The 25,113-nt window shown below is 62.7% G+C and carries 24 protein-coding genes and 1 pseudogene; 22 read left to right on the top strand and 3 right to left on the bottom strand.

Going from position 1 to position 25,113, the window contains the following annotated elements; genetic code table 11:
* Positions 1-195: 195 nt before the first annotated feature.
* The 15 genes and pseudogenes from L286_RS41155 to L286_RS41225 all read left to right on the top strand — a co-directional run bounded on the left by L286_RS41155 (position 196) and on the right by L286_RS41225 (position 19,084).
* A complete protein-coding gene (locus tag L286_RS41155) occupies positions 196-1,587 on the top strand; it encodes a tyrosine-type recombinase/integrase (protein WP_013039032.1) in 1,392 nt (463 codons plus the stop codon).
* Positions 1,584-3,371, top strand: coding sequence for a hypothetical protein (locus L286_RS41160; protein WP_013039033.1), 1,788 nt, complete (start codon positions 1,584-1,586; stop codon positions 3,369-3,371). Before L286_RS41155 ends, L286_RS41160 begins: the two co-directional genes overlap by 4 nt.
* Positions 3,368-5,593 carry an integrase gene (locus tag L286_RS41165; protein ID WP_013039034.1) on the top strand — a complete coding sequence of 742 codons (2,226 nt, stop codon included), beginning with the start codon at positions 3,368-3,370 and terminating at the stop codon, positions 5,591-5,593. The genes L286_RS41160 and L286_RS41165 overlap by 4 nt, the downstream gene beginning before the upstream one ends.
* 44 nt (positions 5,594-5,637) lie before the next feature.
* Positions 5,638-6,540: an ArdC family protein gene (locus L286_RS41170; RefSeq protein ID WP_013039035.1), complete on the top strand. Its 903-nt coding sequence runs from the start codon at positions 5,638-5,640 to the stop codon at positions 6,538-6,540.
* A gap of 56 nt (positions 6,541-6,596) precedes the next feature.
* A pseudogene (locus tag L286_RS48070) lies at positions 6,597-6,827 on the top strand (zincin-like metallopeptidase domain-containing protein); the annotation flags it as partial.
* Complete coding sequence (locus tag L286_RS41180; RefSeq protein WP_020818538.1) at positions 6,824-7,219, top strand: DUF2958 domain-containing protein; 396 nt, start codon at positions 6,824-6,826, stop codon at positions 7,217-7,219. The pseudogene L286_RS48070 and the gene L286_RS41180, both read left to right, overlap by 4 nt.
* Positions 7,220-7,343: 124 nt before the next feature.
* Positions 7,344-9,482, top strand: coding sequence for a Spo0J and enkurin domain-containing protein (locus L286_RS41185; protein WP_020818539.1), 2,139 nt, complete (start codon positions 7,344-7,346; stop codon positions 9,480-9,482).
* Positions 9,483-9,578: 96 nt separating this feature from the next.
* The gene (locus L286_RS41190; RefSeq protein ID WP_020818540.1) at positions 9,579-9,884 is read left to right on the top strand and encodes a hypothetical protein; all 306 of its coding nucleotides are present in this window, start codon (positions 9,579-9,581) and stop codon (positions 9,882-9,884) included.
* A 417-nt stretch (positions 9,885-10,301) separates the two neighbouring features.
* Complete coding sequence (locus tag L286_RS41195; protein WP_009450567.1) at positions 10,302-10,466, top strand: hypothetical protein; 165 nt, start codon at positions 10,302-10,304, stop codon at positions 10,464-10,466.
* A gap of 198 nt (positions 10,467-10,664) precedes the next feature.
* The gene (locus L286_RS41200) at positions 10,665-11,213 is read left to right on the top strand and encodes a hypothetical protein (protein WP_020818541.1); all 549 of its coding nucleotides are present in this window, start codon (positions 10,665-10,667) and stop codon (positions 11,211-11,213) included.
* Positions 11,214-11,278: 65 nt separating this feature from the next.
* Positions 11,279-11,695: a hypothetical protein gene (locus L286_RS41205; RefSeq protein WP_025160751.1), complete on the top strand. Its 417-nt coding sequence runs from the start codon at positions 11,279-11,281 to the stop codon at positions 11,693-11,695.
* Positions 11,688-12,332 carry a hypothetical protein gene (locus L286_RS41210; RefSeq protein ID WP_020818543.1) on the top strand — a complete coding sequence of 215 codons (645 nt, stop codon included), beginning with the start codon at positions 11,688-11,690 and terminating at the stop codon, positions 12,330-12,332. The genes L286_RS41205 and L286_RS41210 overlap by 8 nt, the downstream gene beginning before the upstream one ends.
* Positions 12,333-12,490: 158 nt before the next feature.
* Positions 12,491-16,813 carry a strawberry notch-like NTP hydrolase domain-containing protein gene (locus L286_RS41215; RefSeq protein ID WP_021223858.1) on the top strand — a complete coding sequence of 1,441 codons (4,323 nt, stop codon included), beginning with the start codon at positions 12,491-12,493 and terminating at the stop codon, positions 16,811-16,813.
* The gene (locus tag L286_RS41220; RefSeq protein ID WP_020818545.1) at positions 16,813-17,850 is read left to right on the top strand and encodes a DUF7146 domain-containing protein; all 1,038 of its coding nucleotides are present in this window, start codon (positions 16,813-16,815) and stop codon (positions 17,848-17,850) included. Before L286_RS41215 ends, L286_RS41220 begins: the two co-directional genes overlap by 1 nt.
* 307 nt (positions 17,851-18,157) lie before the next feature.
* The gene (locus tag L286_RS41225; RefSeq protein ID WP_020818546.1) at positions 18,158-19,084 is read left to right on the top strand and encodes a DUF2493 domain-containing protein; all 927 of its coding nucleotides are present in this window, start codon (positions 18,158-18,160) and stop codon (positions 19,082-19,084) included.
* 32 nt (positions 19,085-19,116) lie between these two features.
* Here the strand turns inward: L286_RS41225 and L286_RS41230 are convergent, their stop codons facing one another.
* Positions 19,117-19,617: a hypothetical protein gene (locus tag L286_RS41230; protein WP_021223859.1), complete on the bottom strand. Its 501-nt coding sequence runs from the start codon at positions 19,615-19,617 to the stop codon at positions 19,117-19,119.
* Between the two features lie 230 nt (positions 19,618-19,847).
* Here L286_RS41230 and L286_RS41235 point away from each other — a divergent pair, with 230 nt between their 5' ends.
* Both L286_RS41235 and L286_RS41240 read left to right on the top strand, forming a co-directional pair.
* Entirely contained in the window at positions 19,848-20,288 is a 441-nt protein-coding gene (locus tag L286_RS41235) for a hypothetical protein (protein ID WP_020818548.1), read from the top strand.
* A 567-nt stretch (positions 20,289-20,855) separates the two neighbouring features.
* Positions 20,856-21,182: a DUF736 domain-containing protein gene (locus L286_RS41240; RefSeq protein ID WP_009450558.1), complete on the top strand. Its 327-nt coding sequence runs from the start codon at positions 20,856-20,858 to the stop codon at positions 21,180-21,182.
* 94 nt (positions 21,183-21,276) lie between these two features.
* Here L286_RS41240 and L286_RS41245 read toward each other — a convergent pair whose 3' ends face one another.
* Together L286_RS41245 and L286_RS41250 are read right to left on the bottom strand one after the other, a co-directional pair.
* The gene (locus tag L286_RS41245) at positions 21,277-22,518 is read right to left on the bottom strand and encodes a type II toxin-antitoxin system HipA family toxin (RefSeq protein WP_020818549.1); all 1,242 of its coding nucleotides are present in this window, start codon (positions 22,516-22,518) and stop codon (positions 21,277-21,279) included.
* On the bottom strand, positions 22,496-22,816 hold the full coding sequence (locus L286_RS41250; protein WP_020818550.1) for a helix-turn-helix domain-containing protein: 321 nt from the start codon (positions 22,814-22,816) through the stop codon (positions 22,496-22,498). Before L286_RS41250 ends, L286_RS41245 begins: the two co-directional genes overlap by 23 nt.
* A gap of 319 nt (positions 22,817-23,135) precedes the next feature.
* Between L286_RS41250 and L286_RS41255 the strand changes: the two genes are divergently transcribed.
* The 5 genes from L286_RS41255 (at position 23,136) to L286_RS0124935 (ending at position 25,050) form a co-directional block, all read left to right on the top strand.
* Complete coding sequence (locus L286_RS41255) at positions 23,136-23,402, top strand: helix-turn-helix domain-containing protein (protein WP_020818551.1); 267 nt, start codon at positions 23,136-23,138, stop codon at positions 23,400-23,402.
* Between the two features lie 60 nt (positions 23,403-23,462).
* On the top strand, positions 23,463-23,738 hold the full coding sequence (locus tag L286_RS41260; protein ID WP_020818552.1) for a DNA -binding domain-containing protein: 276 nt from the start codon (positions 23,463-23,465) through the stop codon (positions 23,736-23,738).
* Positions 23,739-23,866: 128 nt separating this feature from the next.
* A complete protein-coding gene (locus tag L286_RS49855) occupies positions 23,867-24,199 on the top strand; it encodes a transcriptional regulator domain-containing protein (protein ID WP_412177502.1) in 333 nt (110 codons plus the stop codon).
* Positions 24,135-24,632, top strand: coding sequence for a DUF2285 domain-containing protein (locus L286_RS41265; RefSeq protein WP_412177503.1), 498 nt, complete (start codon positions 24,135-24,137; stop codon positions 24,630-24,632). The genes L286_RS49855 and L286_RS41265 overlap by 65 nt, the downstream gene beginning before the upstream one ends.
* A 136-nt stretch (positions 24,633-24,768) precedes the next feature.
* Positions 24,769-25,050, top strand: a complete 282-nt coding sequence (locus tag L286_RS0124935; RefSeq protein WP_025161150.1) for a helix-turn-helix transcriptional regulator — start codon at positions 24,769-24,771, stop codon at positions 25,048-25,050.
* The last annotated feature ends 63 nt before the right edge of the window (positions 25,051-25,113 follow it).

Raw genomic sequence — 25,113 nt, forward strand, 5'->3', positions numbered from 1 at the left:
GCCTTATCTGGACAGTCTGCACCGTGCCTGACGCACCATTGAACGGTATGCTTTGGCGCGACGCAGGGGGGCATCAGGCCGGATGAAGCGCTATCCATAAGCTGGCGTAATCCGGCCTGATGACCACCGTCCCGCAGGCGCGCAACGTGTGCGATCTGGAGTCGGGAGGGGGTCCGGGGGAGGGACTGACAAGCTGTGGATAATTCAGGTGCGTCGATCGTCATTCAGGAGCGCCGGACGGCGGATGGCCTGGACTCCTACATCCCGGTAATTCTGCGTGATGGTGCGATCTATGATCTCCACCTTGAGCGCTACTTCCTCGATTTGCCGCTGAACGGTTCGCGTTCGCGACACTCGTTGCGCGCCCATGGTTATGATGTTCTGGTCTGGGTTCGCTTTCTCGCTTCGGCCCGCGGCAAGTCTGTCTGGCAAGCCGATGCCGATGATGTCGGTGCCTATCATCGTGCCCGGCGGCGCAGCGATGCTGAGTTCCGGATTTCTGCATCGACGTGGAACCGGGCGATTGCCTCGCTCGACAAGCTTTATCGATGGGCCGAACGGGAGGGGCTGATCGAGCGTACACCTTTTACGCATCGTCAGGTCTGGCGACGATCGCACGATGGGCGCCGTGCGGCGGTCACGGGCCGCAATAACGCCTATGAGCGCGCAGCCCGTCGTTCCGACGTCCGTTTCATCGATCTCACCGATTACCGCGCCTTCCGGGAAGTTGGTTTGCGCGGCCTGACCGTTGAAGGGACCGAGCGTCCTGGAGCGCGTGACCGCAATGGCGCGCGCAACGCGCTGTTCGCCGATCTGCTGGTCACCACCGGCCTGCGCCTGGAAGAGGCATCCCACTTGCTCGCAGCTGAGATTCCGGTTTGCGACGCCCGCTCGGAACGTCAGCGGCGGGTCGAGCTTCCGGCGGCACTCACCAAGGGTGACAGGGGGCGAAGCATGCTGCTGCCGCGCCGCTTGTTGCCGGTGTTTGACGCCTACATCGCCGTTGAGCGAGCCGCAGCCGTCGCCAAGTTCGCACAGCGCCGTGGCTGGGAAGCCATCGACCGCCCGATCTTCATCCACAGCCCCTCATTCGGGCAGCGTGCATTGCATCTCGTTGGCGGTGGCACGATGGACATAGAGGTCGTCACACCGGATGAACGCGCAAGGCTTGTTATTTGCGCTGACGATGGAACGCCGCGCGAAGCCGCGGTCCTCTGGCTGACCGAGGTGGGCCATCCTGTGTTGCCCAACTCGTGGGAAGCGATCTTCGCACGGGCGAGCCGCCGCTGCACGGACGCCGGCATCCCGGTCCGGCTTAGCCCCCATCAACTCCGGCATTCCTTTGCAGTCCACATGCTTGCCATGCTGATCCAGCGCCGCCTCGCCGACGCAGCGGCACCAGTGGGCGCCATGGAAGGTTATCGCCAGCTGGTCGGCGATCCGCTTCAACAGGTCCAGCGATTGCTTGGCCATTCGAGCCTCGCGACGACCTCTATTTATCTCGATCACCTCGCCACGCGTGCCGATACCGTTGATGCGGCAGTCGAAGAACTGCTGGCACTCGTACCAGGCTATCTTCGATCATGACCGCTGCTCCACGCAAAGGACGCAAGGTCAGCTTCGCGGCAGATACGGCTGCGCCCCAAGCCGATCCATGGTCGCAGATCAGCACGCTGCGCTTCATGATTCATCCCTTATATGGCGGCGAGCTGCTCGTCGATTTCACGGGCTTGCGGCCACGCGGCCTGGCGCTCGCATTTGCCCGGAGCCTGTTCATGCTGGCTGCTCCGCGCGGCCCCATCATGGTACGTTCGTCGCTCAAGACATACGCCAACCAGCTGCCAAGCTTCTTTTCCTACCTGGCCGGGACAGGCGACGGGATCAACGGCCCTGCTGACCTTCGTGCCCATCACATTGATGGATTTGAGACATGGCTCAGCGCGCAGGGCAAGTCTTGCGTGCATGGACCAACCTATGTCGCCAAGGTCGTTTCCGTCCTTCGTCGCATCGCGGACGACAGCCCCGAGCTTGTCGATTGCGGCTTGCGGGAACGACTGCGCTACGTCAGCTCACACGCACACGTTCGTTCCCGTCCACGCGATGCCTACAGTCCGTATGTAGCCCGCCAGCTGCGCGATGCGGCACGCGCGGATATCGCTGCGATCGAGGCGCGCTTGCGGTCGGGGCCGCAGTTCGATGAGGTGCCGCAGATCGATGGCGCATATTGCAAAGCCCATGCTGCCATCGAGACATACGGTGTTCTGGGCTACCGTGATCCCACGTTTCAGAGCCTGTACAAGCTGCGCAAAAAGCGCGATCTCACCAGTGACAGGCTTAACCTGAGCCTCCACGCAGCCCACTATCTTACTGCCGACGATATCGTCCCGCTTCTTGTTCTGCTCTTAATCGAGACAGGGCTTGAGCTGGAGTGCTGCAAGTCGCTCACCCTCGATTGTCTGCGCAATGCCGCAGGGGGTACCGTCGATATCGCCTACACCAAGCTGCGGGCACACGGTGCCGAGCACAAGACAATCCGGGTGCGTGATCGCGGCTCATCCACCGCTGGCGGTCTGATCCGACGCATCATCGCCCTATCGTCCAAGGCCAGGGTCCATAACTCCAGCGATAACCTTTGGGTCTATTTTCAGCCGGGCGAGATCACCGCAGGTATTCGTCAACTGCGCTTGAAGGTCAGTGCCTGGACGCAGCGCCATTGTATTACCGATGATCAGGGTAAACCGCTCCACCTGTGTCTTTCGTATCTGCGCAAGACGCACAAGGCCTTGTGGTATCTCAAGACCGAAGGCCACATGGCCCGCTTCGCCGTAGGTCATACCGTCGATATCGCGGCACGGCACTACGCCGATATTCCCTCCCTCAGACCGCTGCACGAGCAAACCGTGGCAGATGCCCTCGAAGAGGTGCTCGCTGGTCCAATGATCCTGCCTCCTCAAGACGAGGACCGGCTGCGCGGCGAGTTGGCAAGCCCTGATCCCGATGATGGGGGCATTTCAACCGCACTGCTCAATGGCGAACAAGACGTCTGGCTTGCAAGCTGTGGCAACTTCTATTCCAGTCCCTTCGCATCCGCCGGCACGCCATGCCCTACACCGTTCTGGGCCTGCCTCGATTGCCGCAACGCGGTCATTACCGCGCGCAAGCTGCCTGCCATTCTCACCTTTCTCTCCTTCGTCGACGCTCAGCGGATCGGCCTGAGTGCTGCTGATTGGACCGCCAAGTTTGGTCATGCCCATGATCGCATCGTTCAGCAGATTCTGCCTGCCTTCGCCGAAGACGTCGTGACAAGGGCCCGTGCGCAAGTCGCGAACGACCCTCCCACGGTCTATCTGCCGCCAGAGGCACGGGCATGACCGTTGTCCAGCTTCTGGCGGAGAGCGACGATGAGCGCGATGCCCTCCCTGTGCTTATGTCCGCGCCTTTGCGCCCCGGCTGCGATCGCGCGCATATTTCACGATACGGCGATCCAGTGTGGGATCTGGCTCCCGGCGTATTTCGCGACAACGCGCGGCGCTGCCATGTCACGGTACATTTCGGCGGTATCAAAGACCCATCCATTGCTGATGCCCTGCGCCAGATTCTCCATGCGCGGCTCAATGTCGATCTCCCCGGTCACCGTTCGCGGCTTGAGCCGGCCGGGGTGCGCGGCGAGGCCAACCGGACCTTGCGCTTTTTCGACTTCGTCAAGGCTCAGCTGGGGCGTTTCGATCTCGCCCGGGTCGATCAGGCTCTGGTCGATCGCTACGCCGGAGCCTTGCGCCTAGCCGGGCTGCGCCCAGTTGCAGCGGCAGCGCTGCTGCGGATCGTCTTTGACCTGCACGAGTTGCAGCATCATCTGCCGACTGCGCGCCTGTCCTTCGAACCGTGGCCGGGACGAAGTCCGTTTTCCGTGGCGGGCGCAAAGCATATTGCAGGGGAGAACCGGACGCCGCGCATTCCTGAAGCGATCATGACGCCGCTGCTCTCCTGGTCGTTGCGCTACGTGACCTGCTACGCAGGCGATATCCTTGCCGCACGGGCAGAACTCGATTGCCTTGAAGCAACGCGCAACCGTCTGATTGCCGCTGAGGAAGGTCTGGATCCCGCTGTTCGTCGGTTACGGCAACGCCAACGCCTCCTCGACTATGTTGCATCCTTGCGGCAGCATGGGCGCGGCATTCCGATCTGGACCACGGCACATAACGGCGCAACGCGAACAGATCCGCAAACCGGCGCCGTCACGCCGCCGATCAACTACCACCTGATCCACCTCCATGCCGGTATCAACGCGCAGGCCGAACCTGCCATGCACCTTGGCCTGGCCACGGGTGCACCAGACCTCATCGCCGCTGCCATCGCAGAACTCGGCACCGAGATTGGCGGCATGGATACGCCCAATTCTGCCGATCCCGATACGGGCATGCCTTGGCGCACCCGCTTCGATGCCAAGGTTTTGCCCCTCGAGGAAGTCATGCTGCAGTCCGCAGCCTATATCGTATGTGCCTTTCTCTCAGGCATGCGGGACAGCGAGATCCAAGCCATGAGGCGGGGATGCCTGTCTATTACCAAAGCCGAAGACGGTACGATCTTGCGGCATCGTATCAAGTCCACTGCTTACAAGGGCAAGCGCGGCGGCGGCGAGGAGACCGAGTGGGTTACCATCGCGCCGGTCGCTGAAGCCATCGATGTCCTCGAACGCCTTTCCGCGCGGGCGGGACAAGCGCGCGGAACAACGACCCTGTGGCCAGTCCTCACGCTTCGGGCCAATACCAAGACGCACGTCTCTGCAGAGATAGTCCGGCAACTCAACCGGTTCCGCGATCACCTCAATGACCACTTCGGATCCGCGCAGGCACCCGTCATTCCTGCCGGACCCGACGGCCGACCATGGCGTCTGACAACGCGTCAGTTTCGCCGCACAATCGCCTGGCACATCGCCAACCGGCCCTTCGGAACAATTGCCGGCATGATCCAGTACAAGCATGCGAGCGTTGCGGCTTTCGAAGGCTATGCTGGCAGCAGCCGGTCCGGATTTCGGGGAGAGATCGAAGCCCAGCGTGCGCTTGGCCAGATTGACGATATCCTTGTCTACTTCGACGAGCGGCAAAGTGGCGCACGCCTTGGCGGACCTGCCGCGAACAGGGTCGGAGTTGTGCTTGATACTGCCGCCCACGAGTTGGCGCCGCTACCTGCCATGATTGCCGACCGTCCACGTCTGCGCACCATGCTGGGCAGTCTCGCGCGGACATTGCATGTCGGCCCGCTGGCCGATTGCTTCTTTGATCCGGCAACCGCCCTGTGCCTGAACCGGAGTTCGGAGCCAGGCGCAAGCGGGCCAATGATCTCCATGTGCGAACCGGTCCGCTGCCCCAATGCCTGCATCGCCGAACGGCATCGCCCGGCATGGCAGCGCGGTGCTGATGAGGCACGGTTGTTGTTGCGCGAGAAGCGGCTTCCAGAGCCGCAGCGGGTGACGCTTCAGGCCGAGGTGGCCAGAATCCAGCGTGTTCTTGAACAGATCGCACCGGGTACCGCCACACCGCATAACGGTATGGCGGGAGAGGAAGAGGAGGCGGGTTTGCGGGTGACGGATTGAAGGAGCGGAAGACAGTTTCCCTCCGCCCGTCGTGGAGACCTGCCATGTCCCGATCCTACCCTGCGACGCCGCGAGCCGACGTTTATTCGCGCATCACCACCGAGATTGTATCTGCCATCGAAGCCGGGGCCGGCGATTGGCGCATGCCCTGGCACCATGATGGCGCTGCCACCACCAGGCCGCAGAACGTCACCTCTCGCCGCCGCTATCGCGGCGTCAACGTGCTCGCGCTCTGGATCGCAGCCGAAGCGGCTGCCTATTCCAGCGGTCTTTGGGGGACCTATCGCCAGTGGGCATCGCTTGGCGCACAGGTCCGCAAAGGTGAACGCGGAACGACGGTTGTGTTCTGGAAACAGGCCGCATCGCGCGCCGATGATGATCATGACGATGGCGAAGCCGGACCCGGCCGCATGTTCGCGCGGGCCTTCACCGTGTTCAACCTCGCCCAGGTCGAGGGCTATGAACCCCCACCTGTCGCAGTTCTACCCGAGGGCGAGCGGTTCGGGCACGCCGAAGCTTTCGTCGCGGCCCTCAAGATCCCGATCACCGAGGGCGCCTACGATGCGCACTACCGGATCGACCTCGATCACATCTTCATGCCGACCTTTGCCTCGTTTCGGGATGCATCAGCACAGATGGGCACGCTTTTGCATGAGGCGGCCCACGCCACAGGGGCAAAGCACCGGCTCGACCGCAACTTTGCCGAACGTTTCAAGCGCGACAGCTTGGCGATCGAGGAAATTTGCGCTGAACTGACCGCATCGTTCGTACTCGCCGACCTCAGGATCGCTCACCATCCGCGGGCCGATCATGCCGCCTACGTAGCATCGTGGTTGCGCGCACTCAAAGACGACCCTCGCGCCATCTTCACCGCCGCCAGCAAGGCGCAGGCGGCCGCCGATTGGATGCACGCCCAGCAGCCCCAGCCTGAGGAGATCGCCGCATGATAAGCGCCCCGAAAATTTGCGGTAGAAGTCACATTAGGGCTGGACTGTCAGGATATGTCGCCGAACAGGCTGCAGCTTTCAGTTGCGCCGCGCTCGGGATCGTGCCGACCGTCCGCCATGCCGATTATATCGGGTCGTGGTTGGAGGTCATGCGCGAGGATTCCCGCGCCATTGTCCGCGCGGCCTCGCAGGCCAGCAAGGCGGCGGACTGGCTGCTGTCGTATCTGCCTGCCGAGGACACCGGGGAGCCGGATGCGAGCGAAACCGACCGGAGGGCTGCGGCATGATCCTCCTGACCGGCGCACAGCGAGACCGTCTGCTGGCGAATGGTCGCCAGCGCGATCAGGATCACATCCCGGTCGTGAAGTTCTTCAATCCCATCGGTGAAGGCGTCTGGCTCGCTACCGAACTGGATGAGGATGACGACATCATGTTCGGCCTGGCGGATCTCGGCCATCCCGAACTGGGTTCGTGGAGCCTTGGCGAGATGCAGTCAGTCCGGCTGCCCTTCGGCATGGGCATCGAGCGCGATCTGCTGTTCACCGGCGATTTCCCGATCTCGGTCTGGGCCGAGGCCGCCCGCGAGACTGGCAGCATCCGCGCCGCCGAGCGTCTGCTCTACCGCGTCGGCGCGAGCTTTGCCCGTACATCCGTCGATGCGGAAAACCGGAGTGCCTGATTTCCGGGTTTCAGGTTCTGTGGCTGGCGTCGCTCTCTTCAGAGGAAGAGGGCGGCGCTTCGCTTCGTGACGGGCTGATAGCCGGAGAGAGAGGCTCACCGGCGTCCGTCATGGAGTAACTGAGATGGCCACTGCCGTTCAGAAGATCACCCTGTCGTCCTCGCGCGACATTCCTTTCAACAAGCTGGTGCTCAGCCAGTCCAACGTCCGGCGCGTCAAGGCCGGGATATCGGTCGAGGAACTGGCCGAGTCCATCGCCCGCCGCGGCCTGATCCAGTCCCTGCATGTCCGCCCGGTCGTGGATGCCGAGGGCAAGGAAACCGGCATATTCGAGGTGCCCGCTGGCGGTCGCCGTTTCCGGGCACTGGAATTGCTGGTCAAGCAGAAGCGTCTCGCCAAAATCGCGCCCGTCCCCTGCGTCGTGTCGGAGGCCAGCGCCGATGTGCTGATCGACGAGGTATCGCTCGCCGAGAACATCGAGCGCGCACCGCTGCATCCGCTCGACCAGTTTCGCGCCTTCCAGGCCATGCGCGAAAAGGGCATGACCGAGGAAACCATCGCCGCCGCCTTCTTCGTGGATGCCAAGGTGGTCAAGCAGCGCCTGCGCCTGGTTTCCGTCTCACCGGCATTGCTCGACGTCTATGCCGAGGACGGCATGACGCTGGAGCAGCTGATGGCTTTCAGCGTCAGTTCTGACCATGCCCGCCAGGAGCAGGTCTGGGAAGCGATCAAGGATGGCTGGCAGAAAGAACCCTACCACATCCGCCGCTTGCTGACCGAAACCACAGTCCGCGCCGCCGACAAGCGGGCGGTTTTCGTCGGCATTGCCGCCTATGAGGGAGCTGGCGGTTGCGTCCTGCGCGATCTATTCCAGCAGGACGATGGTGGCTGGTTGCAAGATCCGGTGCTGCTCGACCGGCTGGTTGGCGAAAAACTGAAGGCGGAAGCCGAAGCCATCGCCGCCGAGGGCTGGAAGTGGATCGAGGTCGCCATCAGCTTTCCCTATGGTCACGATCATGGCTTGCGCCAGATTGTCGGCACCACGGTCGATCTGAGCGAAGAGGAACGCGCCACCCGCGAGGCATTGCGCGACGAATATGACCGGCTTGAAGCCGAATATGGCGAGGCGGATGAACTGCCTGACGAGATCGACGCCCGCCTCGGCGAGATCGAACAGGCGCTGCAAACCTTCGAGCGCCGCCCGATGACCTTCGAGCCGGACCAGATCGGCATGGCGGGTGTCTTCATCAGTATCGACGCCGATGGCGCATTGCTGATCGAACGCGGCTATGTTCGCGCGGAGGATGAAACGCCTGCAGAACCGGAAGCTGAGATTGTTGACCCGGAAACCGGCGAGGTGATCCAGCGGGCAGAACCGGAGGCAAGCCGCATGCATGCGGTTATCACGCTGGGCGGCCAGACGGTCGAAACTGAGGAGGAAGACGAGGCCGACACCATCAAGCCGCTGCCCGATCGCCTGGTCAGCGAACTGACCGCGCATCGCACACTGGCGCTGCGGGATGCGGTGGCCGTGAACCCGCATGTCGCCATGACGGCACTGCTGCACAGGCTGGTCATGGATTGCTTCATGCCGCATTCCAGCCGCGGGTGCCTGGAAGCACAGGTCCGCGAGGTGCATCTGCCCACGCAGGCCGAGGATCTGCGCGATAGCGCCTCCGCCAAGTCGATCGCAGACCGGCATGAACGCTGGGGTGATCATGTCCCGGCAGACGATGCCGCCCTCTGGGATTGGCTGACCGATCTGGACGATGGTTCGCGCATGGATCTGCTCGCCCATTGCGTCAGCTACGGTGTCAACGCGCTCTATGAAAAGCCGAATCCTTACAGCGGCACGGGCGTCAGTCAGCACGGATTGGATATCCGCCTATCGCAGGCTGACCGGCTCGCGCGTTCAACCGGCCTTGACATGGTAGCCGTGGGCTGGCGGCCGACGGTTGGCAATTATCTCGGTCGCGTGACCAAGCCGCGTATCCTTGAAGCCGTACGCGAAGGGGCCGGAGACCGGGCTGCCGATCTGATCGGGCACCTCAAGAAGGGCGACATGGCCAAGGAAGCCGAACGCCTTCTGGCCGAGACCGGCTGGCTGCCTGAGCCGCTGCGCATGGTGGACGATGGTATCGAAGTCGATCCGGCATCGGCCGCTGCGGCGGAAGCCGACGATCTGCCCGATTTCCTCTCCGGCGATGGCGAGGACGATCCGGCTGACGACGAGGAAGAACAGCATATGGTCGCTGCTGAATAGCACTCATGCGGTGCGGCTTCGGTCCCCCGTTCCAACCGCTCCGTTTCCGTAACTCGCCCGGTCCTCGTGATCGGGCTTTTTCTTTGGAGAGCCGCCATGCAGATCAGTATCGACATCGATGAAATCTTTGCCCAGGATCGGGAAAACCGTCCGATGGAGCGTACACTGCCCTGGGAAGAAACCCGCGACGGCATTACCGTCGTCGTGGAACCCAAACCCCATTGGGCCGAAGACATGCGGGTGTTCCGGCTCGATGCCCGTGAGTATTGCCGCTACGCCGAGTGGACCGCTCATGGTGCTCGTGCCCGTTTCTTCGGTCATATCGATACCTCGGGCGATGATCTGATAATGAAGGCGCGCGCGATGATAGCCCGCGAAATTGCCGATGGGCTTTGGAGCTGAAGACCCAATCGCAGTGTGTCGGGCCGTGAGGGTGGGAGGACTGCACCGGACGGGTCCAATCCGGCTTCACCATGCAATCCGCCATTCCCATCAGGACAAGCGGCAGCCATCTCTGGCCTGAAGGGAACACGATCCTGATGCCAGCATGATGGCAAGGCCGGCGCGGCAGAGCATCTGCGACGGGTACCCGGCATCCTGTCAGATGCGAAAAACCACCCCCGCTTCCATTCGCAAACCTTGGTCCGATCCGTCTCTTTGACATTCAACCCCAAAGGGGTCGGCTTACGCGCGCGTGCCGCCCTCGGGGATTCGGAAAAAGTCCGAACGCCCTCGGGTGATTGCAGATCCGGTCAGACACTTCGGGCGCCTGTCGCGCGGGGGATGGTCCCCCGCCTCCAAAGACAGGAGCCGGAACCCATGTCCTACGCAGATGCCACCGCCTTCGCCGCCAGCCTTGCCGCCACGCTGATGGTTTCGATCGTTGTGTTCCAGGCCGGAGACGGCACCCACGCCGCTTGCCCCGCCGCCGAGTTCGACGGCGACGACGACATGGTGAAGCTGGAGCTGGACCCGTGGGAATAAGGCGCGAAAGCGCCTCATCCCCGACGGCCTGGCCGCGGCAAGCCCGCGACCGGGCCTTCAGCGCGTCGCGATGGTTGCCCATCGCCGACAGCGGAACCGGGCTGCCCCGGTCAGAGAGGAAGAGTGCGGGCCGTTCGGCCGTGACGGGTTGAGGGTCGGAGAGAGAGGCTCACCGGCGCCCGTCATGGAGTGATCCCGATGACCTTTGTCCGTTCCGAAACCTTCCGTTCCATCGGTCATATTCTGGCTGCCGATGTTCTGCCCGCGCTTTATCAGGCGCAGAAGTTGCCGCTGCGCATCTCGTGCCTCGGCGTAGCCAGCTATGACGCCAGTGACGTGGCAAACAGCTTTGACCGCGTGATCCCGCTTGGCGAATGCCCGTCACCGGAAGAGGCCATCCAGGCCGCAGCCTTGCGCGTGGCGCGCGGTGATATTTGCACGGGGCCGGACAGCTTCCCGTATTTTCAGCCGCGCATCATGCTCATTCAGGACCGAGATCAGCGCCTGGTCCTCGCCGGTGAAATCCGCGCCGGCATTATCCTCTGGCAACAGCCAGTCGCATCCGATGCCGAGGCACGCAGGATCGTGACCGAGGCCAGCCGCCTGCGCGGTATGGCGTTCCGGGCCTCGGACCCCGGTGATGCGAGACGGCTGCGTTACCGCGCCGCTGCGCTGGAGGCCCGATTGGTCGATCCCTTCTGGCGCGAAACCTCGGCCGATCTGCTCCGCCTGCCGCAGGCCGCCTGAGCTTCACCCTTTCCATCCCATTCGGCTCGGCCATACGCCGGGCCATGTCATGTCCGGAGGCCATCATGGCTGATTATTACACGCATTTTTCCTGCCTGCTCGATGTGGGGACGCCTGAAAACGCCGCCCGCGCGCTGGAACTTTACACAGCGCTGTCAGGCGAGAACGCCGACGAAGACCCACCCTCGGACGGGTTCATCTTGTCAATCCAGCCCGAGCATGGCGGCACGCAACTCTGGATGCGCGATGATGTCACGGGTGACCCTGTGCATGTCATCCAATTCGTTAAACGCTGCGCTGCCGAATTTGGCCTGAGTGGATTGTGGGGTTTCCAGTACGCAAATAGCTGCTCGAAACCGCGCATCGACGGATTTGGTGGTGGGGCGCAAGTCCTTGATCTCGCCACCGGCGAGACAGTGGACTGGATCTATACCGATGGCTGGCTTTCCTCGGTTCTGGAAGGGAGAGACCCCCATGCCTGAGGTCATCGAAACCACCGTTTATCGCTTGGGCGAATTGTCCGATGCTGCGAAGGACAAGGCCCGTGCCTGGTATCGTGAGGGAGGCTTCGACTATGACTGGTACGACGCCGTCTATGAGGATTTCCAGCGCATCGCGGAAATCCTCGGGCTGAACCTCAAGACCCGCACCGTCCGGTTGATGGGCGGCGGCACACGGCAAGACCCCTGCATCTGGTTCCGGGGCTTCTGCTCGCAGGGCGACGGTGCGTGCTTCGAGACCTTCTATTCCTACCGGAAACATGCGCCACGCCTGATCCGGGAATACGCCCCGCAGGCCACCGAACTGCACCGCATCGCTGACGCCCTTCAGGCGGTCCAGCGCCGCAACTTCTATCAACTTCGCGCCGATGTCAGCCATCGCGGCCATTATTATCACGAATACTGCATGTCGATCTCGGTCGAGCGCGACAGCCCGACCTGGCAGGACATGACGGAGGATGCAGAGGAGACGATCATCGAGGCGCTGTGCGATTTGGCCCGCTGGCTCTACCGCCAGCTTGAACGCGAATATGATTATCTGTCATCGGACGAAGTGGTCGATGAGACCATCGCCGCCAATGAATACACCTTCACCGAAGCTGGTCGCCGCTTCGGATGATCCCGGGAAGACACTGACAAGCGCCCCGCCGTCCGGTCGGGGCGCTTTTTTCATGCTGCGCTTTGAGAGTGAGAGGTGGGCCGGAAAGGGTCAGGTCCGGGTGGTCGAGAGAGAGCGCTGTCCGGGCTTGTCCTTCCTGCTCTCCTGAGGTTCCCGACATGAACATGGTTTTCCCCGTGACTGATCCGGTCGCGCCGCTGGCGGCTGCGCCCGCGATACTGGCTGCGGCCAGTCTTCTGCTCCCTCATCTCGAACGCGGTCAGCGCGTCGATGCCGCCACCTTGCGCGGCGCGATGGAAACGGCCTTCGGCGCATCCGACGCCACTGGCGCCTGGGACTGGAAGCTGGCCTATGAGGCGTGTGAAGTCGCCACGGTCCTTTTCTTACGCAAATACGGAAAGGCGCTTTTTCGTAAGGCTGCGTCTCCGGCTGCACGGATTTCCGTGCTGGCAAAGATTGCGGGACTATTGCCCACGCAGACCCGGCGTTCCGAGGAAAGCCAGAACTTCCAGCAATTTTCGACGCCGATCCCCCTCGGCCTTGCCGCTCTGACAGCCGCCGCGATCACACCTGATGACAGGGTGCTGGAACCGTCCGCTGGCACCGGCCTTCTGGCGATCCTGGCGCAGACCATCGGCGGCTCGCTGATCCTCAATGAACTCGCAGATACCCGCGCCGATATTCTTACTCAGCTCTTTCCGGCCTTTGCCGTCACCCGGTTCGACGCCGCCCAGATCGACGATCATCTGGCCCCGGATGCCGTCCCGTCGGTGGTGCTGATGAACCCGCCATTCTCGGTTATGTCCAATGTCAGCGGGCGTGTCGCCGATGCGGCCTACCGCCATGTTGCCTCGGCGCTGGCCCGTCTTGCACCGGGCGGTCGGCTGGTAACGATTACCGGCGCTGGCTTTGGCCCCGAAGCTCCGGCATGGCGGGACGCTTTCATTCGCTTGCAGGCCCGTGGTCGCTTGGTGTTCAGCGCTGCCGTCGATGGCGCGGTCTACGCAAAGCACGGCACCACGATCGACACGCGGCTGACCGTTATCGACAAACTGCCCGCCGACGATCCGGGCATTTTTCCGGTATCGCCAGGGATCGCGCCCGATGTCGCCACGCTGATCGGCTGGATCGAGGCGCAGGTTCCGCCGCGCCTGCCAGTGTCATTGCCGAAGATCGTGGTTTCCGCTTCGGCCACCGCGCCGAAAACCGTGCGAGGCTATCTGGCCCGCTCGGCAGCTGCGCGGCCTGCCGCTGCTCCGGCCAACGATCCCGAGGGCGTCGAACTCGCCTATGAGACCGTGGACTGGACGCCACCGGAAGGCGCTCGCCTGTCCGACGCGATCTATGAGGAATATGCACTGCAATCGCTGCGCATTGCTGGCGGACAGCCGCATCCGACCAAACTGGTGCAATCCGCCGCCATGGCCTCGGTCGCACCGCCCAAGCCTTCCTACCGGCCCATGCTGCCCGCCGACATCTGCACGCGTCTGTCGGACGCCCAGCTTGAGACGGTGATCTATGCCGGTGAAGCCCATGCCGATCACCTCGCCGGCGCATGGACCGTGGACGAGCATTTCGACAATGTGAGCGCCGCACCCGAAGATGCTGCCGGATCGATCCGCTTTCGCCGGGGCTTCATGCTCGGTGACGGAACCGGCGCTGGCAAGGGCCGCCAGTCCGCTGCCATCATTCTCGACAACTGGCTTCGCGGTCGGCGCAAGGCGATCTGGATCTCCAAATCCGACAAGCTGATCGAGGACGCGCAGCGCGACTGGTCGGCGCTCGGCATGGAACGGCTGCTTGTCACGCCTCTGTCACGCTTCCCGCAGGGCAAGCCGATCACGCTGTCGGAAGGCATCCTTTTCACCACCTATGCCACGCTACGCTCCGACGACCGGGGCGAGAAGGTTTCCCGCGTCAAGCAGATCGTCGAATGGTTGGGGTCCGATTTCGATGGAGCCATTATCTTCGACGAGAGCCATTCCATGCAGAATGCCGGTGGCGGAAAAGGCGAACGCGGCGATGTCGCCGCTTCGCAGCAGGGACGTGCGGGCCTGCGGCTCCAGCACGCGCTGCCCGACGCTCGCGTGGTCTATGTCTCTGCAACCGGCGCTACCACAGTTCACAATCTTGCCTATGCACAGCGCCTCGGCCTCTGGGGCGGCGAGGATTTTCCGTTCCAGACCCGCGCCGAGTTCGTCGAGGCGATCGAAGCCGGTGGCGTTGCGGCCATGGAAGTGCTGGCCCGCGATTTGCGATCTCTCGGTCTCTATACCGCCCGGTCGCTCTCCTATGATGGCGTCGAATACGAGCTGATCGAGCACCAGCTGACCGAAGAACAGCGCCGGATCTATGATGCCTATGCCGGGGCCTTCGCGGTCATCCACAACAATCTCGATGCCGCTATGGAGGCCGCCAATATCACTGGTTCCGACGGCACGCTGAATCGCCAAGCGAAATCCGCCGCCCGTTCGGCCTTCGAGAGCACCAAGCAGCGCTTCTTCGGCCATCTGCTGACCTCCATGAAAACCCCGACCCTGATCCGCTCCATCGAGGCCGATCTGGAAGCGGGCCATGCGGCCGTCATCCAGATCGTCTCGACCGGCGAAGCCCTGATGGAACGGCGGCTTTCCGAGATCCCGACCGAGGAATGGAACGATATTTCCGTCGATGTCACTCCCAGGGAGTATGTCGGCTCGTATTTGCAGCATTCCTTCCCGGTGCAGCTCTATGAACCCTTCACCGATGGCGAGGGCAATCTCTCGTCACGCCCCGTCTTCCGCGATGGTCAACCGGTGGAGTGCCGCGAAGCCGTAGCCCGGCGCGACGAGATGCTGGAGCAGCTTGGTTCGCTTCCGCCTGTCCCCGGAGCGCTCGACCAGATCGTCCAGCGTTTCGGCACGGATATAGTGGCGGAAGTCACCGGCCGTTCGCGCCGCATCGTGCGCAAGGGCGACGGGGCATCGGCACGCCTTGCGGTCGAGAACCGAGCTCCTTCTGCCAACCTTGCCGAGACTTCGGCCTTCATGGATGACCAGAAGCGCGTTCTGGTCTTCTCTGATGCCGGTGGCACGGGACGCAGCTATCACGCCGAACTCTCGGCGAAAAACCAGCGGCTGCGCGTGCATTACCTGCTGGAGCCGGGCTGGAAGGCCGATGCCGCCATTCAGGGCCTGGGCCGCACCAACCGGACCAATCAGGCGCAGCCGCCGCTGTTCCGACCCATCGCCACGGATGTCAAAGCCGAGAAGCGCTTCCTTTCGACTATCGCCCGTCGCCTCGACACGCTGGGTGCGATCACACGCGGCCAGCGCCAGACCGGCGGCCAGGGGCTGTTCCGTCCCGAGGATAATCTGGAATCCGCCTATGCCCGCGATGCGTTGCGCCAGCTCTATCTGCTGATCGTGCGCGGCAAGGTCGAGGGCTGCTCGCTCGGACGGTTTGAATCCGCCACCGGCCTGAAGCTGATGGACAGCAATGGTGTGAAGGACGAATTGCCGCCGATCACCACCTTCCTCAACCGCTTGCTGGCGCTGACCATCGAATTGCAGGGTATCCTGTTCTCGGCCTTCGAACAGCTTCTGCAGGCGCGGATCGATGGGGCGATTGCATCCGGGACCTATGACATGGGGCTGGAAACGCTGAAGGCCGAAAGCTTCATCGTCACAGACCGGCAGGTGATCCACACCCATCCGGGGACTGGCGCGGAAACCCGGCTCCTCACGCTCACCGAGCGCAAACGCAATCAGCCGGTGACGCTCGATGCCGCCCTGGCGGAATTGGACGACCCACGTGCGAGGTTGCTCATCAACGAGCGATCCGGTCGTGCCGCCGTGCAGATCCCGACCACCAGCGTCATGCTGGATGATGGCGAGATCGAACGGCGCGTGCGGCTGATCCGGCCGATGGAGGCGATGAGCATTCCGGTGCGGGCGATGGGCGAAACCCACTGGATCGAGGCCGACCGTGCCGCCTTCACCGTGGCCTGGAAGGCGGAACTGGCCGAGGTGCCCGAGTTCACCGACAGCATCCTGCATATGGTGACGGGGCTCCTGCTGCCGATCTGGAAACGCCTTCCGCAGGAATCCTCCCGCGTCTATCGGCTCCAGACCGACGAGGGCGAACGCATCATCGGTCGCCGGGTATCGCCGGCATGGGCTGCCAATGCCTCGACCAGTGGCGTCACCAGCAGCCTGACGCCGGATGCCGCCTATGCCGCGCTGATCGAAGGTCGCACGATCCTTGATCTCGCCGAGGGGCTGCAACTGCGCCGCGTCCGGGTCATGGGCGCCAACCGGATCGAACTGACCGGCTTTACTGACGCGATGCGCGACCGGCTGCGGGCCTATGGCCTCTTCAGCGAGATCATCTCGTGGAAGCTGCGCTTCTTCGTGCCCGTCGATGTAACGGGACCGGAGATCACCGGCAAACTGCTTGACCGCTTCCCGGTTGAGCGCATCGGTGAGCGGGAGGCCGCATAATGGCGCGTCTCAACGCTTCCGTACTGGCGCAGCGTCTCGGCCGACAGGCCGAGGCGGTGTGCCGCCACTATCTGTCGAATGGTCGCAAACAGGGCAATTACTGGCAGGTGGGCGATGTCCGAAACACGGCTGGCCGTTCCATGTTCGTCAGGCTGCATGACAGCGTGAAAGGCATTGCCGGTAAATGGCAGGACTCAGCCACGGGGGAATATGGCGATCTGCTCGACGTGATCCGGGACTCGCTCGGTCTGATCGACTTCGCAGACGTTGCCGAAGAAGCCCGGCGCTTCCTCAGCCTGCCGCATCCTGAACCGCAGCCGCCATCCCGCCAGTCCCGAACGCCAGCACCATCGGGATCATCCGAGGCAGCACGCCGCCTCTGGCGCATGACACAGCCGCTGATCGGCAGTACCGCAGAAGCGTATTTACGCGGACGCCGCATTACGGATTTACGCCAAACCGCAAATCTGCGCTTCCATCCCAACTGCTACTGGCGGCCCGAGGATGATGGCACGACCGAAACATGGCCCGCCATGATCGCCGCCGTCACCGACCTCGATGGCCGGATCACCGGCGCACACCGCACATGGCTGGCCCCGGACGGTTCCGGCAAGGCGCCCGTCGATCCGCCGAGGAAGGCAATGGGCGACCTGCTCGGACATGCCGTTCGTTTTGGGGATGCGCAGGATGTCATGGCAGCGGGGGAAGGTATCGAAACCATCCTCTCACTGCGTCTGGCTCTGCCTACCATGCCGATGGTTTCCGCACTCTCGGCCGGACACCTCGCGGCCATCCTGTTCCCGCCGCACCTGCGCAGGCTCTATATCGTCCGCGACAACGATCCGGCAGGTGACAGCGCCCGCGATAGCCTGGTGGACCGGGCGCACGAGGCCGGGATCGAGACCATCACGCTCTCACCCATGATGGGGGACTTCAACGAAGATCTCACAACTCACGGGCTGGATGCCGTTCGGGCAGAGATCAGGGTGCAAATCGCTCCCGAGGACGTCAGGCGCTTCATGGCTTCAAGTGCATAGCCGGTACGGGGCCATGATCGGGCCGTTCCGATCCTGTCATGCGCATAGGCTGCATCCTGTCATCAGTAGAGGACCGCGCCTTGGCCTTCTGAGAGGGCGATCGGCCCACAAACGCTCCGGTCAGGCAATGGCGGCGCCCGACTGATTTCCGTCGGCGGGCAAGCCCGCCTTTACAGCGCGAAACAAATCAGCCGGGCTTTGCCATCAAGGCCCTCGCCAGAGGCTCGCACTGCCAGACCTGAGCGCCCGTGGGCTTTCGTCGCCATGAAGGCCGCGACGGTCGCGGTCCAACTGACGGAAGCATCCCATGTACGCGCACGACGATTTCGAACCCGATCACAGCACGTCCCCGACCGGCCACGCCATCGAAGAACTCGAACTCTACGGCTACCGCCCCTCGGAAGACGAGGCCGATCCCCGGATCACACCCGAAGATCACGTCATCCAGGGCGCAGTCTCCGACATCTTCGACGCCCTGATTTCCACCATGGCCGACACCAGCCTCGATTTCGACCTCGACGAGATCCTCTGGTCCACCGTCAACACCTTCCACCGCGCTGTCGAGCGGATCGAGACCAAACTCGACGATAACGAGCAGGCACAGAAGCGCCTTCAGCGCGAACAGGACGGCAGCGAGGTCAAATCCGTCCAGCTCGAAACCCTGATCGGCGCGGGCCAAAGCCTGATCGAGCGCCGCGACAGCATGGAAACCTTCCGCGATACCGCCGCCGACATCTATCTGCGCACCACCGGCACGCCCTGGTCGCAACGCTCCGGCTCACGAGTCAACCATCGCCAGATGACCTCGGCCATGATCGACAGCCGCGACTTCATCGCCACAAAACGCCGGGCCGACAACGAGGTGCTGTTGCCCGCCGGGCCAAAGATCGCCTTCTCGGGCGGAGACACGACTGATCACCGGACGATCTGGGCCAAGCTCGATCAGGTCCATGTCAAGCACCCGGACATGGTGCTGATGCACGGCGGATCGCCCAAGGGCGCGGAACGCATCGCGGCAACCTGGGCCAATAACCGCAAGGTCGCACAGGTCGCCTTCAAACCCGACTGGGCGAAACATGCCAAGGCAGCACCGTTCAAGCGCAACGACCAGATGCTCTCCACGATGCCGATCGGGGTCATCATTTTCCCCGGCACTGGCATTCAGGACAACCTAGCCGATAAGGCTCGGAAGATGGGCATCCCGGTCTATCGCTTCGGGACCGGCAGCGCGTGAGCGCTGCCGGTTCGGCATAACGCCATTGCGCACTACTGCAAGAGCGCCAGGTCCTCCCAGCGAATCCGGAGATAACGGCCTGAGCGCTTTGGCAATTGCTTGCGGCTGACCATTCGCCCGGAGACCTGGAACTCCGCATTTATTTTGACCACGAGCAACTTGTTGAAATGCCTCGATGTATCCACCATCACTACGTCCTTGGTCTTGAAAGGTGTGATGGTTTTGATTTCGACATGATCGTTTTCGAGCCTGCCGTCCGAACCCTGCGCGTAGGTCTTGTTCAACTTAATGCCGTAGGTGATGGCCCCGAACAATTCACCGATGTCGCCATACACGGACAAATGCAGGCCAGTCTCGAGATGGTAGCTCTCAGCGAGTGAGATCAGGTCCTCAAAATACGGGATCATTGATCGGATAGCGTTTGGATACTTCGCTCCCCACTCCTTGTGACGAAGCTGCTCATCAATGTCTGACCAAGTTATCCATTCGCCATCGTCGTAAAATGCTCGATCTGACCAATCAATCTCCGCCATAGACTTCACCCCGCAGCCTTCACCCCCAACAATATAGGCACCGTAGAGGTAGAGCCGATACTGGGCTACCAGACGTATCAGCTTTCTTGTTCAGGCGGCGAGTTTTCACAAATGCCTGCCCTTACAAGCGATCTCATCTCGCCCGGTGAGAGGAACGCTGGTATGCAGAAGCTGCGCCGTGGTGGTGGTGGAAGGCGCAACCGTCCAACCTTTTGCACGGAGACACCACCATGATCATTCTCGGAATCCTCGTTTCCATCGCAGCTATCGGCACCATGTGCTGGCTGCTGTTCAATCTCGCCGTATTCGCCCTGCCGTTCTTCATCGGCCTCAACGCAGGCACCTGGGCCTATGGCATCGGGGCTGGCTGGCTCGGCGGCATCCTCATCGGTCTTATCGCTGCGGGTCTGACACTGGCGGTCGGTCAGGGCCTGCTCATGCTGGTTCGTCCGATCTGGGCACGGCTGCTGATCGCTTTGGCCTTCGTCGCCCCGGCGGGCATGGCCGGGTTTTACGCTACGTTCGGGATCGTCAAACACATGATGCCGTCCGAGACTTGGCAGATCATCTTCTCGGTGGTCGGTGCGGTCGCGGTGGGCGTGACAGCTTTCCTGCGCGTTGCAGGGATGGCGGCAACCGGCCCTGCGGACGGGAACCTTGCACGCACCTGAACTGGAGTGACCCGTAGAGGCAGGACCAGAAGCGGATACGGATCATCTGCCGTCTTCGTCAGGAGGCGGGCCGGTAGATGGCGTGTAAACCTCTGATCAGCGTGAGGCACAGGCACGGCCCATAGGAGCGCAGGACGGTCAGTGCCAGCATTCGAGGGCTGACCAGAACCCGGTTGGGGCGACGCCGGTGGAACAGGCCGGAAGAGAGATGCGCATGGCCTGAGACGCGGGGGACCAGACAAGCCGGTGCCCCGGTCTGGTCATCTTGATGGAGCCTCGAGGTTGCCACCGTCCCCGTTCAACCCCCGTGTCTCAACCGCTCCAAACGGCCTCTTCAATGGCCTGATCTGGCCGAAAACCAGCGCGATGCGCTTCGACCGCTCTAGCGCAACAGCGTCGTCACAACTTTCTTCCCCTGCCGGCAAAGCCGACATTCCGCGCGGAACAAGAAAGTTTCTCCTGTGCTGTCCAGCCCCTTTTGGGGTGCGCCAGCGTTCGTCTCCGGCCGGTCGATCGCCATAGAGGCCGCAATGGTGCGGGCTCGGAAACGGAAATCGGAGACTTAAAATGGCAACCATCGGCACCTTCAAGAAGACCGGCTCGAACGAATTCACCGGCGAAATCGTCACCCTCAGCGTCCAGGCCAAGGGCGTGCGCATCATCCCCGACCTGCGCGCCACCGGCGAGAACGCCCCCAGCCACCGCGTTCTGGTCGGCCGCGCCGAAATCGGTGCCGCCTGGTCCAAGCGCTCCAACGAGGGCCGCGACTATCTGGGCCTCAAGCTGGACGATCCAAGCTTCAACGCTCCGATCTACGCCAACCTCTTCGACGAAGAAGACGGCGAAACCTTCTCCCTCATCTGGTCCCGCCCCAACGGTCGCCGCGGCGACTGAGGCGCGGAACAAAGGCTCCGACCGCAAGGTCGGGGCCTTTCCCGTGCCCGCGGGAAAGCCGCCAGGCCCGGTGACCTGTCCGGGCTGGAACTGCTCAGCCGGTCAGGATCGGGATCATGGTTTTCACATGGGCGTCGATCCGTTCCAGCACGAGCGGGGGGACCGCCTCGCGTTCCGGCAGTGTCCACCATTTCGCATCGATCCGCCGCACCGTCTCGACAACGGCCTTGAGCACGGCTGGCTCGGGAAGCCTTGCCCGATTGGCAAACGTCTTCCAGCGGGCCGGAACCAGGCCCTTGAAGGCTCGCTCGCCGCCCAGAGACAGCGCCAGCCCATCTGCCGGAATATAGGGCACGGTCGAAAGCATGTCGTAGATCGGTGCAAGAGCGGGCGTGTCGCCGTCGCCCGGATAGATCAGCGACCAGTTCTTGAGGTGCATGTCGCCATTGCCCATGACCACCGAGAAGGTCAGCCGCCGGACAAACTCCAGCGCGGCGAACGGCGAGATCGCAACATTCAGCACAGAGGCGATGTCGTGGGAGGCGGCGCCATCATATTTGCGCGCCGGGTACAGGCCGAAAACCTGCGCGAAATCCTCGATATGGATGCGCTGCCCGTCTGCCCCGCGATCAAAACGCCGCACGAGCAGGACCAGCCCCTCGGCAAGTGTTTCAAACTCTTCTGGGATGCCCTCGAACTGGTCCCGGCTGACCAGTTCCCGCTCGGGCACGTCCATGCCGATTGCTTCGGCAAGCGCGAGGTTCGCGAACTCGTTTTCCGACACGCCCGGAAAGGCGGTCGAGGGGAATTTTGCAATATACTGGCCCTCGTCATCCCCGAGCGGCAAGGTCAGCCCCCCGCCCTTGCCGGTGTTCTTCATCACCGAGAGCTTCATCTGCACGCCCGCCAGCGAGAAGCGGGCTTTTGGCCGCCCTTGGGATGGGGCCGCCCCGATGCCCGGTTGACCGTCACTGGGCAGCACCCGAACGGCACCCGGCAGATCCGCGCCTAGAGCTGCCAGGAGATCGAAATCATTCCCCGGCCGCACATTGCCCGCATGGTGCTTTTCCATCGCCTCGCGCAGCCGGTCTTCGGGTAGCAGGTTGGCAAAGAAGGGCGGCAGGCTGCCTGCGACAGGTCGCGGATCCTTGCGCAGGCCCCCTGATGCCGCGCGCAGGGACAGGCTCAGAACCGGGATGCCGCCGGTCGCGCGATAGGCCGGATCAAGGCTGAAGGCGTTGAAATCACCCGGCGTCCTGACGATCGTGCCAACCTTCGCACTGTTCAGGAACACGTCCAGCGAGGTAATGGTCTCAGCGGTACGGGCGGCTGTCATCGTCGCTCTCCGGTTGCGGGCTGAAGGCCGGATGATCGTCCTCGGCATCGGGGCGCAAAAGCGCTTCGATGGCGGGCACCATCGCCTGCGGAACCAGCATCATTTCCAGCCCAAGCGCCCTGGCAATGTTGATCAATGTCGTGGTGCGCGCAGCCGCTGCTCCCGTCTCGATGTCGCGGTAGCGCGGGCGCGAAATGCCGGCAAGATCGGCCACTTGCTCCTGGGTCAGCCCCGCTGCAAGACGCGCGCGGCGAAAATGGTCGCCGATCAGCCCCAGTGTTTCTTTTTCCGCCTTCATGTGACGCCTTTACGGATCATTCCTGCTGAATTGATCTGGATAGGTATCATATCCAGTGTAGAATGCAAAGAAAATGATCTCCAAACATATCACGATTATTTCCCATGGAGCGTTTGGGGATCATCTTGCGCTGGTCGGCACTACGGCCAGCACAAGTGCTGCATTTGCGGCATACAGGCGAATCAGTCGGGCTGCATGCTCAGCCGTGCAGATAACGCCCTGGCCAGATTCGACGATTTCGTATGGCGTATCGGGCGAAGGCGACTAAAATAGCCGTAGTTCTGGAATGCGCGCCGGTCGCGATGGGAGGTGATCATGCATGATCACCGCTCGACAGTCGCGGGCCGCACGCGCGTTGCTGGGTTGGACGCAGGAGACGCTCGCTGACAAGGCCCGAATATCGCTGACTGCCCTGAAGCGCCTCGAGTCCGAGAACCGGCTCGAGGTGTATGAGACAACGCGGGATCAGGTGCGCCGGGCGCTTGAAGCAGCAGGGATTGTTCTCCTGTCCACGGATCGCGGGCAAGGAGTGTTGCTGGTACATGGCCAAGACGAGAAGAGACACCGACAGATCCATGACGCCTGACGGGCGCGGGCGGCATCATCGATCCGCTGCGGCGGCCTGTGCTCTGTCGCGACCCGCGACATGACATCTCCGCTTCCCCCCTTCGACGATATTGCACCTGTTAGCGACGAGCTGACCGAATATGACCGCGCGCATATCAAGCTCTATATGCGGCTGCTCGATGCCGCCGATGATGGGGCGGAATGGGCCGAAGCCGTCAATGTGCTGTTCGGAATTGATCCTGTTCGGGAACCTGAACGCGCCCGGCAGGTCCATGACAGCCATCTGGGACGGGCGCGCTGGATGACACAGAGCGGCTATCGTCAGCTGCTGCGTCATCCGACAGATCGGACCTGACCTCGCCGCCGTCGCACCAGTGATGCCTTCAGAGCATCACCCCATGTCTTTGTTCTGGCTTCCATCTCGGTAGAGGCGCCGCAATTCTTTCACGCTCCACCTGTGCAGTTTCAACCAGGAGCGGAGCAATGAAGCCGGATACATCCCGCTGGCGAGACCAGGACCAGTATGAATTCTACGATGCGCTGCCCGTTGAGGGCGTCGCCTGGGAATGCCTGCGCCGTAACGCCTCCTATCAGGCCAGTTTCGACGACCTTGTAGCGCAAGGCGCCGGGCATCTTCCCCTTGCGGATCACGTCCAACATCGCTGGGGGTTGCGATTTCCCGGCAGACCCCGGCTTTTCCGCGCTCGACCAACCGGTCATCTGGTCGCCTGTTGCCAATCCGGACATGCTGATGCTCGGGGCAGCGCCCGATTTTCTTCCGCCTTCTCCGTCCGCCTTATCGGTAGATCTTGCTGATGCCATCTGCGGACCAGAGGGGACATATGGTGTCTGCGGTGCCAGAAACGGCGTTCAATATCTGATCCTCGCCGACACCGATGCCAATTCGCAGCCGGCGATCATTCTGCCACTTGACGAAAATCTGCCGGATCGGCTCGAAGCCATTCTCAGGCTCTGGCACATGCTGGCCGGGAAACCCGCGCGCCGCGACCCCAGGATGACGCCGTATCAGCGCCGGCGGTTCCGCCTGATGATGCAAGCCGCCGACGGAAACGCCAACCACGCGACCTATCGTGAGATTGCCATCGCCATCTACGGAGAGGCGCGCGTTCGCGCTGAGCCGTGGAAGACATCGGCTTTGCGCGCCTCTGTCATCGCCCTTGTCCGATCTGCCGCCGCGCTGATCGACGGCGGTTATCAGGACCTTTTGCGCCATCGTCGCAAACCCTGACACTGACGCCTGATCGAGGGTGAGGATTTTACCCCTTCGATCTTCCTCATCCCCCATGCCGCCGCGCCTTCGCCACCGTGCGCATGTCATGCCGTTGATCGTCAGCGGCATCCTGCACAACCACGGAGGCCACCCCATGCGACCTGATCTCGCCGCCTTGCCGCCACGCTACCTGCGCACCAAGGAAGCCGCCGATTTCCTCAGTCTGTCCGCGCGAACGCTGGAAAAGCACAGAACCTACGGAACGGGACCTGCCTATCACAAGCTCGGCGGCCGCGTTGTCTATTCGGTCGAGGATCTCGCAGCCTGGGTTGCGCGCGGATCGGTTACCTCCACGTCGGACCCACGCGGACAGGTTCTCCCAGCGAAACCTCTGCCGCCGACCGCGTTCACCTCGCCCAAGCGCATTGCGCGCTGAACACGGCGGTCAGCCCTTGATGGTAGCGCAGCACCCGTCCGCCTCGGAACGCGGGCAACTCGA

The organism is Sphingobium sp. HDIP04 (assembly GCF_000445085.1).
Classification (GTDB): Bacteria; Pseudomonadota; Alphaproteobacteria; order Sphingomonadales; family Sphingomonadaceae; genus Sphingobium; species Sphingobium indicum.